This is a genomic window from Paraburkholderia tropica, from assembly GCF_014171495.1.
Classification (GTDB): Bacteria; Pseudomonadota; Gammaproteobacteria; order Burkholderiales; family Burkholderiaceae; genus Paraburkholderia; species Paraburkholderia tropica.
On sequence record NZ_CP049137.1, the window covers coordinates 795955 to 810416 of the forward strand.

The window sequence follows — 14462 nt, forward strand, 5'->3', positions numbered from 1 at the left end:
GTTGACTCTTGTCGGTGTGAAAAACGAGGTGAAAAAGCAGCGAAGCCGGCGCGCGCGCGGCAAACGCAACGCAGGCCTCAGGCGTCGTGACGCGGGCTTTTGATGGCCCGATAGAGCGAGCCGGACACCCGCGCGACGATCAGCACGGTTTGCCCGCGCACGAAGCGGTGATCCGCATCGTCCGGCTCGATACGGACGTAGTGCGGCTGACCGAATTCGTCGACGAAACGCGCTTCGGCCGGCGTGTCCTGTGTGGCCTCGCCGGTCACGATGCGCACGGCGCGGCCGATGAAATCGATTTCCGAGAGCGCGCTCGACTCTTCCTGCGGCACGAGGCGGCCGATCGGTTTGCCGGTCTTGCGCACGAATCCGAGCGCGAGCGGCAACGCCGCGCAGGCGGCAATGGCGGGCGGCAGCATGAAATGAGCGAGCGCATGCAGAAGCGCTTGCAGCAGCAGGCCGGCAACGGCGAATCCGGTGAGGAACAGCACGAGCAGAATGAGAAACGGCACGCGGCCCACGTGCAGCCAGCCGAGAAACTGCCCGACGACGCCCGGTTCGGCACTGGCGCCCGCGTGGTCGATATCGAATTGATGCGCGAGCAGATTACCCGCATGCGTGGTGACGCTAAATCCGAACAGCAGCGTAATGCTTTCGAGTATGGCAATGACGATCATGATGCCGATCGCCATGATGAATGGCGCATATCCCGGTTGCAGCAATGAGGTCATGAAATTGTTCTATTCGGTGTTATTCCGCTGCGAGTCTATATCGAATTCACGCGTCATATCGAATGTCCCTTAAATAAAGGGATAAACGCAGTGATGCGCAATGCATGACGCAGTACATGAGTCTATCGCTTTGCGCGGATTGAATTGTCAAGGTTCGACAATTTAGCGGAGATTACGTGAGCGCGAATGACGTTTGCGTGGATTTAAATGCAAACGCTGAGCGCGATCATATTGCATGATCGCGCGGAAAATCCGTGGCGGCTTATCGCAATTAAGGCGATTGCCGTATTCATCCCGATCATCGCGCTTAAACCTTCGCCACCAGAAACGACTCGCCCTTGGCCGGTTTCAAACCGTCGCTGCGTTTCGCGAAATACTGTTCGATCAGATCGGCGGTGCCCACGTGGCTCACTTCGGAGAAACCGGCTTCGCGCGCGAGCGCAAGCATCTCGTCGGGGCGAAAGAAGCTGACGAACGGCGTGCCCGCCGCGCGCGCCCGCTCGTAGACGGCCGCGTGCTGCGAGCGCTCGGGTTCGTCGATGAGATCGAGCGGCAGCGTGAAGGTCATCGCCAGCGTGGAGCCCGGCGCGAGTTGCGCGATCTGGCGCAGCGTGGCGAGATTGGCCTCGCGCGTGAGATACATCGAGACGCCCGTCGAGGCGATCACGGCGGGCTGCCGCGCATCGAAGCCCGCTTGCACGAGCTGTGTCCACCACGATTCGCCCGCCTCGAAATCCACGGGCACGAAACGCAGCCAGTCCTGCTCGCGAAAGCCGAGTTCGACGAGCCGTGCGCGCTTCCACGCCTGCGTGCCCGGTTGATCGACTTCGTACAGGTGCAGCCATGACGCGATCTCGGGGCGGCGCTGCGCGAAGGTGTCGAGCCCCGCGCCGAGAATCACGTACTGCGTCACGCCCGCGCTGGCCTGAGCGGTCACGAGATCCTCGATGAAACGCGCGCGCCCGACGATCGACGCGCGATAGCCGCGCGTGCCGTCGGGATCCATGTCGCCCCGCTTGCGCCAGTGGACGTCGGGCGCGGCCAGTTGCATGCCGAGTTCGTCTTCGAGCACGTGCGGCGCGGCGTCGACCTGCACGTGCAGCGCGCGCCAGAGTGCGACGCGCACGGCGGTGCTGTCGGGGGCGGCGGTGTGAGGCATGGCGTCTCCTTCATGGTCCTGCTGGCTGTGTCAGTGTAGCGAGACTGTCGCAGCGTCGCGCGACGCGTGCATTACGCCGCGCCGCGCGGCCCGTAGATCTCCGCGCTCACCGCGCGCAACGCCTCGATCATGACACCGGCTGCGGGCGAGAGCAGTTTGTCGGCGCGCGTGATGATGCCGAAATCGTCCATCTGGCAATCCATCGGCAGCGGCAGGATCGCGACCATGCCGTGCACCGCGTAGTAGCGCGCGACGTCCTCGGTGAGCACGGCGATCATGTCGCTCTGCTCCAGCACGCGCGTGATGAACAGCAGCGCGGGCGTTTCCACCACGTTCGAGGGCGGCGCGAGGCTCGCGCGCTGGAACATCAGTTCGAAGCGATGGCGCAGCACGCTCGCGAGCGGCGGCACGACCCAGGTGGCGCGCGCGACGTCCGCGAGCGCGAGTGACGTGAGCGGCGCGCCCGGCGCGTTGGCGTTCGTTTCGAGCAGCGGATGCCCCGGCCGCACGACCGCGCAGACCGGCTCGCCCGTGAGCGGCTCGTAGCGCAGCGCGAGCTTGTCGTGCTCGGCGGACAGACGCCCGAGCACGATGTCGAGCCGGTCCTGCGCGAGATGTTCGAGCAGCACGTTGCTCGCGTCGATCTCCACCGAGATGCGCATGTTCGCGTGCGTGCGCTTGACGGCGGCCACCGCCGCGGGCAGCACGCTCACGCCCGGCGAGGTGATCGCGCCGACCGCCACGTGGCCGAGCCGACCGGCCTTGAGCGCCGTGAGTTCCGCCTGCGCCTGATCGAGACTGCCGAGCACGGCGCGCGCGTGGCGGATCAGCGCGTCGCCGTAAAGTGTCGGCTTCATGCCGCGCGGCATGCGCTCGAACAGCAGCGCGCCGAGCATGTCCTCCAGCTCGCGCAGCAGCTTCGAGGCCGCCGGCTGCGTCATGTTCAGCGCCGCCGCCGCGCGATGAATATTGCCTTCCTCCGCGAGCGCCACCACCAGCAGCAACTGACGGGTTTTCAGGCGCGTGCGCACGTACCAGGGGCTTGTCTTCAGCATGGTGTTTCGCCTCGTTTCCCAAATAGTTTTAAGTGTTTATACCAATGCCGAAAACGATATCGGAAAAGGCAAATATTTCATTAGAAGGTTATCAGAGATCTCCTTAGACTATCTCGAACATTTGGCCCTCACAGAACCTGAGAATGTCGGCAACGAAACCCAAACTTCGCTCCCAAGAGTGGTTCGGCACCACGGATAAAAACGGCTTCATGTATCGGAGCTGGATGAAAAACCAGGGTATTCCCGATCATGAATTCGATGGTCGCCCGGTCATCGGCATCTGCAATACCTGGTCGGAACTCACGCCCTGCAACGCGCACTTCCGCAAGCTCGCGGAACACGTCAAGCGCGGCATCTACGAGGCGGGCGGTTTCCCGGTCGAGTTCCCGGTGTTCTCGAACGGCGAATCGAACCTGCGTCCCTCGGCGATGCTCACGCGCAATCTCGCCTCGATGGACGTCGAGGAAGCGATCCGCGGCAATCCGATCGACGCCGTCGTGCTGCTGTGCGGCTGCGACAAGACCACGCCCGCGCTGCTGATGGGCGCGGCGAGCGTGGACGTGCCCGCCATCGTCGTGACGGGCGGCCCGATGCTCAACGGCAAGCTCGAAGGCAAGGACATCGGTTCGGGCACGGCCGTGTGGCGTCTGCACGAATCGCTCAAGGCGGGCGAGATCGACCTGCATCATTTCCTCTCGGCCGAAGCGGGCATGTCGCGCTCGGCGGGCACCTGCAACACCATGGGCACGGCCTCGACGATGGCCTGCATGGCCGAGTCGCTGGGCGTCTCGCTGCCGCACAACGCCGCGATTCCGGCCGTGGACGCGCGCCGCTACGTGCTCGCGCACATGTCGGGCATTCGCATCGTGCAGATGGCGCTCGAAGACCTGAAGCTCTCGAAGGTGCTCACGCGCGAGGCGTTCGAGAACGCGATCCGTACCAATGCGGCGATCGGCGGCTCGACCAACGCGGTGATCCATCTGAAGGCGATCGCGGGCCGCATCGGCGTGCCGCTCGAACTCGAAGACTGGCAGCGCGTTGGCCGCGACACGCCGACCATCGTCGATCTGCAACCGTCGGGCCGCTTCCTGATGGAGGAGTTCTATTACGCGGGCGGTCTGCCGGCGGTGCTGCGCCGTCTGGGCGAAGCGAACCTGCTGCCGCATCCGGACGCGCTCACCGTGAACGGCAAGTCGATCTGGGACAACGTGCGCGAAGCGCCGAACTACAACGACGAAGTGATCCGCCAGATCGACAATCCGCTGATCGCGGACGGCGGCATCTGCATCCTGCGCGGCAATCTCGCGCCGCGCGGCGCGGTGCTCAAGCCGTCGGCGGCCACGCCCGAGCTGCTCAAGCATCGCGGCCGCGCCGTGGTGTTCGAGAATTTCGATCACTACAAGGCGACCATCGCCGACGAATCGCTCGACGTCGACAAGGACTCGATCCTCGTCATGAAGAATTGCGGCCCGCGCGGTTATCCGGGCATGGCCGAGGTCGGCAACATGGGCCTGCCGCCCAAGCTGCTGCGCCAGGGCGTGAAGGACATGGTGCGCATCTCGGACGCGCGCATGAGCGGCACGGCTTACGGCACGGTGGTGCTGCACGTCGCGCCGGAAGCGGCGGCGGGCGGCCCGCTCGCGGCGGTGCGCAACGGCGACTGGATCGAGCTCGACTGCGAGAACGGCCGCCTGCATCTGGACATCAGCGACGAGGAACTGCAACGCCGCCTGAGCGACGTCGATCCGGCGGCGGCGCCGGGCGTCGCCGAGCAGCTGGGCAAGGGCGGCTATGCGCGCCTCTATGTCGATCACGTTCTGCAAGCCGACGAAGGCTGCGACCTCGACTTCCTCGTGGGCAAGCGCGGCTCGGCCGTGCCGCGCCACTCGCACTGACGCGCACTGACGCGCACTGACGCATAGGCAAGGACTGCCATCATGACGACGACTCTAACCGGCGAGCTGCTGATCGGCGCGCAAGCGAAACGCGGCGAAGGCGCGGCGTTCCAGGCGATCGACGCCGCGAGCAACACGCCCATCGCGCAACCGGTTTTCCACGGCGCGCGGCAAGGCGATGTCGAACGGGCCTGCGAACTCGCGGACGACGCGTTCGACGCCTACCGCACGCTGCCCGCCGAACAACGCGCGCAATTCCTCGACGATTGCGCGGCGCGCATCGAAGCGCTCGGCGAGCCGCTGATCGAACGCGCGATGGCCGAAAGCGGCCTGCCGCGCGCGCGCCTCGAAGGCGAACGCGCGCGCACCGCGAATCAACTGCGCATGTTCGCCATGCTCGTGCGTAGCGGCGACGCGCTCGACGTGCGCATCGAACCCGCGCTGCCCGAACGCCAGCCGCCGCGCACCGACCTGCGCTTCTGGCGCATCGGCGTGGGCCCGGTCGCGGTGTTCGGCGCGAGCAATTTCCCGCTGGCGTTTTCGGTGGCGGGCGGCGACACGGCGTCGGCGCTGGCCGCGGGCTGTCCCGTGGTCGTGAAGGCGCATCCGGCGCATCCGGGCACCTCGGAACTCGTCGGCCGCGCCATTCAGCAAGCGGTCGCGGCGGCGGGTCTGCCCGAAGGCGTGTTCTCTTTGCTGTTCGACGCGGGCCACGAAGTCGGCAGCGCGCTCGTGCAGCATCCGGCGATTCGTGCGGTCGGTTTCACCGGCTCGCGCGCGGGCGGTCTCGCGCTCGTGAAGCTGGCGGCCGCGCGCAGCGAGCCGATTCCCGTCTACGCCGAAATGAGCAGCGTGAATCCGAACCTGCTGATGCCGGGCGCGCTCGCCGCGCGCGGCGAAACGCTGGCGCGCGACTACGCGGCATCGACGACGCTCGGCTGCGGCCAGTTCTGCACCAACCCGGGCCTGATGCTCGGCCTCGCGGGCGCGGACTTCGAAGCCTTCGCCACGAACGCCGCGCGCGAATTCAGCGCGGCGGCGGCGGGCGTGATGCTCACGCCGGGCATCCTGCGCGCCTACGAGCACGGCATCGGCCGCCTGGTCGAGCATCCGAAGGTCACGACGCTCGCACGCGGCGCGGCGGCGCCCGGCCGCGCGCAGGCGGCGCTGCTGCGCGTGAGCGCGAGCGATCTGCTGGCGGACGCCTCGCTCGGCGAGGAAGTGTTCGGCCCGAGCAGCGTGCTGGTCGAATGCGCGGACGAAGCCGAACTGCGCGCCGTGCTGCGCCATATCGAAGGCCAGTTGACGATCACGCTGCACGCGGACGCCGCCGACGGCGATCTCGTGCGCGCGCTCCTGCCGCTCATCGAGCGCAAGGCGGGCCGTCTGCTGGCGAACGGCTTCCCGACCGGCGTCGAAGTGTGCGATGCGATGGTCCACGGCGGCCCGTTCCCGTCCACCTCGGATGGCCGCAGCACCTCGGTGGGCACGGCGGCGATCGAGCGTTTCCTGCGCCCGGTCTGCTACCAGAATCTCGCCGACGGCTGGCTGCCCGACGCGTTGCGCGACGCGAATCCGCTGCACGTGAAGCGGCGTTTCGCAGGCAGGCCCGAGGTCGCCTGACCGGCAACCGAAGGTCACACGAAGCGCACCGCCGCAAAAAGAATCAAGGAGACAGGATGACGAATTCGCAGGCGCTGAATGCCAGCAACACCGGGGCGCACGCGAGTGGCTCGAGCGAGGAAGAGAAGCACATCGTCGGCCATATCGCGCGCCGCCTCGTGCCCTTTCTCGCGCTCATCTACGTGGTCGCTTACGTCGACCGCACCGTGGTGGGTTTCGCCAAGCTGCACATGAACGCGGCGATTGGCCTGAGCGACGCCGCGTACGGCATGGGCGCGGGTCTGTTTTTCGTCGGCTACTTCCTCTGCGAAGTGCCGAGCAATCTCGCGCTTTCGCGCTTCGGCGCGCGCGTGTGGTTCGCGCGCATTCTCTTCACGTGGGGCGCGATTACGATGGCGATGGCCTTCGTCAGCGGTCCGAAGAGTTTCTACGCGCTGCGTTTTCTGCTGGGCGCCGCCGAAGCCGGACTCTATCCCGGCATTCTGTATTTCCTCACGCACTGGTTCCCGATGCGCCATCGCGCGCGCGTGATCGGCCTGCTGGTGCTCGCGCAGCCGATCGCGGGCATCGTCACCGGTCCGCTCGCGGGCGCGCTGCTGGAAACGCATGGCTTTTTCGGTCTGTCGAACTGGCAGACGCTGTTCGTCGTGAGCGGCCTGCCCGCCGTGCTGCTGTGCATTCCGACGCTGCGCCTGCTGCCCGAATCGCCCGCGCACGCGCGCTGGCTCGACGACCACGAACGCGCGTGGATCGAACGCGCGCTGGCCGCCGATCGCCGCAGCTACGCGCTCGATCCGCATCGCAATCCGTTCGCGGCGCTCAAGGACCGGCGCGTGCTGCTGCTCGCGCTGTTGTTTCTGCCGTTTCCGCTGAGCATCTACGGTTTGTCGCTGTGGCTGCCGACCATCATCAAGGCGTTCGGCGTGACGGATTCGACGGCGGGGCTGCTTTCGGCGGTGCCGTATCTGTTCGCGGTCGCGGGGCTGCTGATCGTGCCGCGTCATTCGGACAAGCGCCGCGAGCGTTACGGCCACATCGTCGTGGTCTCGGCGTTCGCCGCGCTGACGATGGCCGCGAGCGCCTGGTTCCGCACGCCCGCGCTGCAACTCTTTTTCATCTGCCTGACCGCGTTCTCGATCTACTCGATCCAGGCCGTGGTGTGGGCGCTGCCCGGCGAGTTTCTGACCGGCGCGAGCGCGGCCGTGGGGATCGCGATGATCAACTCGCTCGCGAATCTCGGCGGCTATCTCGGCCCGTATGGCATCGGCATCATCAAGGACGCGACGGGCAGTCTCGCCGCCGGTCTGTATTTTCTCGCGGCGACGCTGCTGTTCGCGGTGCTCATGACCTTCGCGGTGCGCGCCGCGCTGCGTCCGCAGCCGCCGGCATCGGGTGCGCTCGCGCGCGAGTCGTAAGCGTGGCCCGATAACGTACACAGCAGGCGTGCCCGCGCGGCACGCCGACATTTTCAAAGCAGGACAGACATCATGACTACGAGCCGTACGCCCCGTTACACGGGCATTTTCCCCGTCGTGCCGACCACCTTCACCGCCACCGGCGAACTGGATCTGGCGAGCCAGAAGCGCGCCGTCGACTTCATGATCGACGCGGGTTCGGACGGCCTGTGCATTCTCGCGAACTTCTCCGAGCAGTTCTCGGTCACCGACGACGAGCGCGAGCTGATCACGCGCACCGTGCTCGAACACGTCGCCGGCCGCGTGCCCGTGATCGTGACGACCACGCATTACGGCACGATCGCGTGCGCGGCGCGCAGCAAGCGCGCGCAGGACCTCGGCGCGGCGATGGTGATGGTGATGCCGCCGTATCACGGGGCGACCTTCCGCGTGCCCGAGCAGCAGATCTACGAGTTCTACGCGCGCGTCTCGGACGCCATCGACATTCCGATCATGATTCAGGACGCGCCCGCGAGCGGCACGGTGCTGTCCGCGCCGTTCCTCGCGCGCATGGCGCGCGAGATCGAGCAGGTCTCGTACTTCAAGATCGAAACGCCGGGCGCGGCGAACAAGCTGCGCGAAGTGATCCGCCTCGGCGGCGACGCGGTCGAAGGTCCGTGGGACGGCGAGGAAGGCATCACGCTGCTGGCCGATCTGCACGCGGGCGCGACCGGCGCGATGACGGGCGGCGGTTTCCCGGACGGCATTCGCCCGATCATCGTGGCGCACCGCGAAGGCCGTCTCGACGACGCCTTCACGCTCTATCAGAAGTGGCTGCCGCTCATCAATCACGAGAACCGTCAGGCGGGGTTGCTCGCCTGCAAGGCGCTGATGCAGGAAGGCGGCGTGATCGACTGCGAACTGCCGCGCCATCCGCTGCCCGCGATGCATCCGGAGACGCGCAAGGAACTCGTCGATATCGCGCGTCGCCTCGATCCGCTGGTGCTGCGCTGGGGCAAGTAAATAATCGGTTCGTGATCCGAAATAAAACAAGGTTGGGAGATCGGTATGAATGCGTCGTACAAGCTGGGCATCGTCGGCGTGGGCAAGATCGCGCGCGATCAGCATCTGCCCGCCATCGCGGGTAACGCGGGCTTCGAGCTGGTGGCCGCCGCGAGCCGCAACGCGCAGGTGGACGGCGTGCGCAATTACGCCGATATCGGCGCGCTGCTGGCTGCCGAGCGCGACCTCGACGCCGTGTCGCTGTGCGCGCCGCCGCAGGTGCGCTACGAACAGGCGCGCGCCGCGCTCGAAGCGGGCAAGCACGTGATGCTCGAAAAGCCGCCGGGCGCGAGCGTGAGCGAAGTGGAAGCGCTGCGCGAACTCGCGAAGCAGCACAAGCGCACGCTGTTCGCGACGTGGCATTCGCGCTGCGCGAGCGCGGTCGAACCGGCGCGCGCGTGGCTCGCCGAACGCACGATCCGCGCCGTGCATGTGCGCTGGAAGGAAGACGTGCGCCGCTGGCATCCGGGTCAGCAATGGATCTGGGAACCGGGCGGCCTCGGCGTGTTCGATCCGGGCATCAACGCGCTCTCGATCGTCACGCGCATCCTGCCGCGCGAGGTGCTGCTGCGCAGCGCTTCGCTGCACGTGCCGTCCGACTGCTCGACGCCGATCGCGGCCGAACTCGATTGCATCGACACCGACGGCGTGCCGGTGCGCGCCGAATTCGACTGGCGTCACGGTCCGGTCGAGCAATGGGAAATCGACGTGGAGACCACCGAGGGCCTGCTCTCGATCTCCGAAGGCGGCAAGCGTCTCGCGATCGCGGGCGAGCCGGTCGAGCTGGGCGCCGAACGGGAATATTCGGCGCTCTATGAACGTTTTCACTGGTTGATCGCGCACGGCACCGACGACGTGGACGTGCGCCCGCTGCGCCTCGTGGCCGACGCGTTCCTGCTCGGCCGCCATATCGAAGTCGAGGCCTTCGGCCACTGAGACATCGTCGCAATCGCCCTATAAACCGCTTCACCACACGCAACAGCGCTATCAGAGGAGACATCAGCATGACCAGCAACATCCGCCGCTTCACCCTTCGCGCCGTGCTCGCGGCCCTGTGCGTCGCGCCGCTCGGCATGAACATGGCGGCGCACGCCGACTCGCCCACCAAGATCGGCTTTCTCGTGAAGATGCCCGAGCAGGCGTGGTTCATCAACGAGCAGAAGGCCGCCACGGCGCTCGGCCAGAAGGAGAACTTCTCGGTCGTCAACATCGGCACGCCGGACGGCGAGAAGGTGCTGGCCGCGATCGACAACCTCGGCGCGCAAGGCGCGCAGGGCTTCGTGATCTGCGCGCCCGACGTGCGTCTCGGACCGGCGATTCAGGCGCGCGCGAAGCGCTACAACATGAAGTTCGTGACGGTGGACGATCAACTCGTCGACTCGTCGGGCAAGCCGCTCGGCAACGTGCCGCACCTCGGCATGTCGGCGTTCAAGATCGGCAATCAGGTCGGCACGGCGATCGCCGACGAAATGAAGAAGCGCGGCTGGAAGCCGGAAGAAGTGGGCGCGCTGCGCATCACCGACTACGAACTGCCGACCGCCAAGCTGCGCACCGACGGCGCGACGGCTTCGCTGATCGCGGGCGGCTTCAAGAAGGAAAACATCTTCGACGCGCCGCAAAAGACCACCGACGACGAAGGCGGCTTCAACGCGGCGTCGCCCGTGCTCGCGCAACATCCGAACATCAAGAAGTGGGTGATCTTCGCGCTCAACGAAGAAAGCGTGCTGGGCGCCGTGCGTGCGACCGAGCAGCTGCATCTGCCGGCGTCGGACGTGATCGGCGTGGGCATCAACGGCGCGGGCGAAGCGTTCGCCGAGTTCCAGAAGAAGGCGCCCACGGGCTTCTACGGCACGATCGCCGTCAGCTCGACGAACCACGGCAAGGACAGCGCGCAGAACCTCGTCGAATGGATCCGCACCGGCAAGCAGCCGCCCGCCGATACGCAGACCACCGGCAAGCTGATGACGCGCGACAACTGGACGGCTGTGCGCAGCGAACTGGGTATTTAAGGCATCCGTAGCGATACGGAGGCGACGGCAAGGGCAGAGATGCAATGACTGAAACCATGACACAGGCAGATGCCGCGAACGCGGCCGGTACGCGCCAGGCGGGGAATCAACAGGGGAAGCGCGCGTATCTGGAGCTCGACGGCATCACCGTGAGCTTTCCGGGCGTGAAGGCGCTCGACCGCGTGGCGCTCGACGTGCGCGCGGGCGAGGTGCACGGCCTGATGGGCGAGAACGGCGCGGGCAAGTCCACGCTGCTCAAGGTGCTCTCGGGCGTGAACCAGCCGCAGGCGGGCACGTTGAGCCTGAACGGCGTGGAGCAGCGCTTCACGACCACGCGCGCCGCGCTCGACGCGGGCATCGCGATCATCTATCAGGAATTGCATCTCGTGCCCGAGCTGACCGTGGCCGACAACCTGATGCTCGGGCAGTTGCCCAACCGCTTCGGCGTGCTCGACGAGCAGACGCTCGTCAAGCGCGCGATGGCGGAACTTCAGCGGCTCGGCGAGCGCATCGATCCGCGCACGCCGGTGAAGAATCTCTCGATCGGCCAGCGCCAGATGATCGAGATCGGCAAGGCGTTGATGCGCGACGCGCGCGTGATCGCCTTCGACGAGCCGACGAGTTCGCTCTCGGCGCGCGAAACCGAAAACCTCTTTCGCATCATCAACGCGCTGCGCGCGGACGGCCGCGCGATCATCTACGTCACGCACCGCATGGACGAAGTCTACGAGCTGTGCGACCGCGTGACGGTGTTCCGCGACGGCAAGCGCATCGAGACTTTCGATTCGGTCGCCGACCTCGACCGCAATCGGCTGATCGCGGCGATGGTGGGGCGCTCGATCGAGGACGTCTACGGCTATCGCGCGCGCAAGGCCGGTCCGGTGCTGATCGAGGCGAAAGGGCTGATGGGTCCGGGGCTCGCCGAACCCGTGTCGTTCCAGGCGCGGCGCGGCGAGATCGTCGGCTTCTTCGGGCTCGTGGGCGCGGGACGTTCCGAACTGATGAAGCTGCTCTACGGCGCCGAGCGCCCGAGCGCGGGTCACGTCGAACTCGACGGCAAGCGCGTGAATTTCGCGAGTCCGCGCGACGCGGTGCGGGCGGGCATGGCGCTGTGTCCCGAGGATCGCAAGCAGGAAGGCATCGTGGCGATCGCCTCGGTGGCCGACAACCTGAACATCAGCGCGCGCCGCCATTTCAGCCCCGCGCGCTTCCTGCTCGACGCGAAGCGCGAACGCGCGCTGACCGACGACTACATCAAGAAGCTCGCGATCAAGACGCGCAATGGCGACACCGCGATCGGCACGCTCTCGGGCGGCAATCAGCAGAAGGTGATTCTGTCGCGCTGGCTCGCCGAGCGCATCGAAGTGTTCCTGATGGACGAACCCACGCGCGGCATCGACGTGGGCGCGCGCGCCGAGATCTACAACCTGCTGTACGAACTCGCGGAAGCGGGACGCAGCGTGATCATGGTGTCGAGCGACCTGGCCGAAGTGATCGGCGTGGCCGATCGCATCATCGTGATGCGCGAGGGGCGCATCGCGGGCAGCGTCATGAAGGCCGACGCCTCGCCGGACGAACTGATCAAGCTGGCGTTGCCGCGCTAAACCCCTTAATTGACGTTGTTTTCCGGACGCACGCCACCTTACGCAACACGCGGCGAAGCGCGCGTCCGATCCGTAACGATGAACCAGAGATGAGTGAAGCCATGCAGCCACAGGGCACGCCTACCGTCAACGAAGCCGCCGCGCCGATCACGCCCTCGCGTGCGCGCGCGTGGGACATGATCAACAAGTCGGGCATCGTCGTGGTGTTCGTGGTGCTGTTCGCGGTGCTTTCCGCGACGGTGCCGGATTTCCTCACGACCCGCAATATTCAGGGCCTTTTGCTCTCCGTGACGCTGATCGGCTCGATCGCCGTCACCATGATGTTCGTGCTCGCGCTGGGCGAAGTCGACCTGTCGGTCGCGTCCATCGTGGCGTTCTCGGGCGTGGTCGCGTCCACCGTCATCACGCAGTCGCATAGCGTGATCCTCGGCATCGTCGCGGGCGTGCTCGCGGGCGGCGCCGTGGGTCTCGTCAACGGCGTGCTGATCGCGCGCTTCAAGATCAATTCGCTGATCGCCACGCTCGCGATGATGGAAGCCGTGCGCGGTCTCGCCTTCCTCACCTCGAACGGCGACGCCGTGATGATCTCGGAAGAGCGCTTCTTCGATCTCGGCGGCGGCTCCTTCCTCGGCATCTCGTTTCCGATCTGGAGCAACATCATCGGCTTCGTGGTGTTCGGCTTTCTGCTGAAGAAAACCGTGTTCGGCAAGAACGTGCTCGCGGTGGGCGGCAACGGCGAGGCCGCGCGTCTCGCGGGCCTGCCGGTCACGCGCATCAAGATCACCGTGTTCGTGCTGCAAGGACTCGTCACGGGCTTCGCGGGCGTGATGCTGGCGTCGCGCATGAGCCTCGGCGATCCGAAGACTTCGGTCGGCCTCGAACTGGGCGTGATCTCGGCGTGCGTGCTCGGCGGGGTGTCGCTCACGGGCGGCGTGGCGACCATCTCGGGCGTGCTGGTGGGCGTGCTGATCATGGGCGCGGTGCAGGACGCCATGAGCCTCATGAACGTCCCCACGTTCTATCAGTACCTGATTCGCGGCGGCATTCTGCTGCTCGCCGTGCTGTTCGACCAGTTCCGCCGCAGCAAGCGGGCAGTCTGAGCATGACGCACGGCGGCGCACGCATGAACGCCCACCTGAGCAGCGCAGCTTGCTCAGGTCGTTCAGCTCGCTCAGGTTTCGAGCGCCGCGCCGCCGAGTATGGAATTGGCGTCCTGCCGCGCGTTGTCGAGCTGCACCACGCTCGCCTGGCGCGCGGCCAGCGCGTCGCGATGCTCGATCGCCGTGAGGATCGCCTTGTGACGCGGCAGCGACAACGCGTGCGTGTTCGGATGCCGGCTCGTGAACTTGATCGACTCGGTCAGTGCGAGCGACAGCATGTTGCCGATGTAGGCGAGCATGTCGTTGTGCGTCGCGGCCATGATCGCGCGATGGAATTCGAGGTCGGGTTCGAGCAGATCGGTGGCCGTTTTGGCCTGCTCCATGCGCGCGTAGGCCTTGGCGATGCGCACGCGTTCCTCGTCGGTCGCGGAGATGGCGGCGAGCGCGGCGGCCGCCGGTTCGATGATCTGCCGCACCGTGAGCAGCGCGCGGAAGAACTCGCCCTCGGGAATGCTGTTGACGGTCCAGAACAGCACGTCGGGATCGAGCATGTGCCATTCGTCGCGCGGACGCACGATGCTGCCCACGCGCGGCTTCGACACCACGAGACCCTTGGCCACGAGCACGCGCGTGGCTTCGCGCAGCACCGGGCGGCTCACGCCGTAGGTTTCGCACAGGCTGGGTTCGGCGGGCAGACGCTGGCCCGGCAGCAGCGTGCCGCCGACGATCTGCATGCCGAGTTCCTGCACGATGCGCCCGTGCTGGCTCTTGCGTTTCTCTAGATTGCGGTAATCCATATTCGTCCTGCCGGAAGCCCGGCGAGGGGTTCC

Annotated in this window: 12 protein-coding genes; 8 read left to right on the forward strand and 4 right to left on the reverse strand. The window is 66.5% G+C overall.

The window, feature by feature from the left end; all coding sequences use genetic code 11:
- Positions 1–77: 77 nt before the first annotated feature.
- The 3 genes from G5S35_RS34010 to G5S35_RS34020 form a co-directional block, all read right to left on the reverse strand.
- Positions 78–731, reverse strand: a complete 654-nt coding sequence (locus tag G5S35_RS34010; RefSeq protein WP_183040057.1) for an OB-fold-containig protein — start codon at positions 729–731, stop codon at positions 78–80.
- Between the two features lie 307 nt (positions 732–1038).
- Positions 1039–1890: a class I SAM-dependent methyltransferase gene (locus G5S35_RS34015; RefSeq protein WP_176081357.1), complete on the reverse strand. Its 852-nt coding sequence runs from the start codon at positions 1888–1890 to the stop codon at positions 1039–1041.
- A gap of 71 nt (positions 1891–1961) precedes the next feature.
- Complete coding sequence (locus G5S35_RS34020) at positions 1962–2945, reverse strand: LysR substrate-binding domain-containing protein (protein ID WP_183040058.1); 984 nt, start codon at positions 2943–2945, stop codon at positions 1962–1964.
- Between the two features lie 143 nt (positions 2946–3088).
- On the opposite strand from G5S35_RS34020, the gene G5S35_RS34025 reads away from it, so the two are divergent.
- From G5S35_RS34025 to araH, 8 genes are all read left to right on the forward strand, one after another.
- A complete protein-coding gene (locus G5S35_RS34025) occupies positions 3089–4840 on the forward strand; it encodes an IlvD/Edd family dehydratase (protein ID WP_065064765.1) in 1752 nt (583 codons plus the stop codon).
- Between the two features lie 42 nt (positions 4841–4882).
- Positions 4883–6463: an aldehyde dehydrogenase (NADP(+)) gene (locus tag G5S35_RS34030; RefSeq protein WP_110327118.1), complete on the forward strand. Its 1581-nt coding sequence runs from the start codon at positions 4883–4885 to the stop codon at positions 6461–6463.
- Positions 6464–6519: 56 nt separating this feature from the next.
- The gene (locus tag G5S35_RS34035) at positions 6520–7878 is read left to right on the forward strand and encodes an MFS transporter (RefSeq protein ID WP_065064761.1); all 1359 of its coding nucleotides are present in this window, start codon (positions 6520–6522) and stop codon (positions 7876–7878) included.
- 72 nt (positions 7879–7950) lie between these two features.
- Entirely contained in the window at positions 7951–8880 is a 930-nt protein-coding gene (locus G5S35_RS34040) for a dihydrodipicolinate synthase family protein (protein WP_074983294.1), read from the forward strand.
- Positions 8881–8925: 45 nt separating this feature from the next.
- Positions 8926–9855, forward strand: coding sequence for a Gfo/Idh/MocA family protein (locus G5S35_RS34045; protein ID WP_065064756.1), 930 nt, complete (start codon positions 8926–8928; stop codon positions 9853–9855).
- Between the two features lie 68 nt (positions 9856–9923).
- Positions 9924–10928, forward strand: coding sequence for an arabinose ABC transporter substrate-binding protein (locus tag G5S35_RS34050; RefSeq protein WP_065064754.1), 1005 nt, complete (start codon positions 9924–9926; stop codon positions 10926–10928).
- A gap of 44 nt (positions 10929–10972) precedes the next feature.
- Positions 10973–12532, forward strand: coding sequence for an L-arabinose ABC transporter ATP-binding protein AraG (gene araG / locus G5S35_RS34055; protein WP_074983293.1), 1560 nt, complete (start codon positions 10973–10975; stop codon positions 12530–12532).
- A gap of 89 nt (positions 12533–12621) precedes the next feature.
- The gene (araH, locus tag G5S35_RS34060; RefSeq protein WP_065064750.1) at positions 12622–13632 is read left to right on the forward strand and encodes an L-arabinose ABC transporter permease AraH; all 1011 of its coding nucleotides are present in this window, start codon (positions 12622–12624) and stop codon (positions 13630–13632) included.
- A gap of 71 nt (positions 13633–13703) precedes the next feature.
- Here the strand turns inward: araH and G5S35_RS34065 are convergent, their stop codons facing one another.
- Positions 13704–14429, reverse strand: coding sequence for a FadR/GntR family transcriptional regulator (locus G5S35_RS34065; RefSeq protein WP_074983290.1), 726 nt, complete (start codon positions 14427–14429; stop codon positions 13704–13706).
- Positions 14430–14462: the final 33 nt, after the last annotated feature.

What these genes read in the sequence shown, in the direction of transcription:
- G5S35_RS34040 (WP_074983294.1), top strand. Translation starts at nt 7,951, where the DNA reads ATGACTACGAGCCGTACGCCCCGTTACACGGGCATTTTCCCCGTCGTG.
- G5S35_RS34050 (WP_065064754.1), top strand. Translation starts at nt 9,924, where the DNA reads ATGACCAGCAACATCCGCCGCTTCACCCTTCGCGCCGTGCTCGCGGCC.
- G5S35_RS34010 (WP_183040057.1), bottom strand. Translation starts at nt 731, where the DNA reads ATGACCTCATTGCTGCAACCGGGATATGCGCCATTCATCATGGCGATC.
- G5S35_RS34030 (WP_110327118.1), top strand. Translation starts at nt 4,883, where the DNA reads ATGACGACGACTCTAACCGGCGAGCTGCTGATCGGCGCGCAAGCGAAA.
- G5S35_RS34035 (WP_065064761.1), top strand. Translation starts at nt 6,520, where the DNA reads ATGACGAATTCGCAGGCGCTGAATGCCAGCAACACCGGGGCGCACGCG.
- araH (WP_065064750.1), top strand. Translation starts at nt 12,622, where the DNA reads ATGAGTGAAGCCATGCAGCCACAGGGCACGCCTACCGTCAACGAAGCC.
- G5S35_RS34020 (WP_183040058.1), bottom strand. Translation starts at nt 2,945, where the DNA reads ATGCTGAAGACAAGCCCCTGGTACGTGCGCACGCGCCTGAAAACCCGT.
- G5S35_RS34045 (WP_065064756.1), top strand. Translation starts at nt 8,926, where the DNA reads ATGAATGCGTCGTACAAGCTGGGCATCGTCGGCGTGGGCAAGATCGCG.
- araG (WP_074983293.1), top strand. Translation starts at nt 10,973, where the DNA reads ATGACTGAAACCATGACACAGGCAGATGCCGCGAACGCGGCCGGTACG.
- G5S35_RS34025 (WP_065064765.1), top strand. Translation starts at nt 3,089, where the DNA reads ATGTCGGCAACGAAACCCAAACTTCGCTCCCAAGAGTGGTTCGGCACC.
- G5S35_RS34065 (WP_074983290.1), bottom strand. Translation starts at nt 14,429, where the DNA reads ATGGATTACCGCAATCTAGAGAAACGCAAGAGCCAGCACGGGCGCATC.
- G5S35_RS34015 (WP_176081357.1), bottom strand. Translation starts at nt 1,890, where the DNA reads ATGCCTCACACCGCCGCCCCCGACAGCACCGCCGTGCGCGTCGCACTC.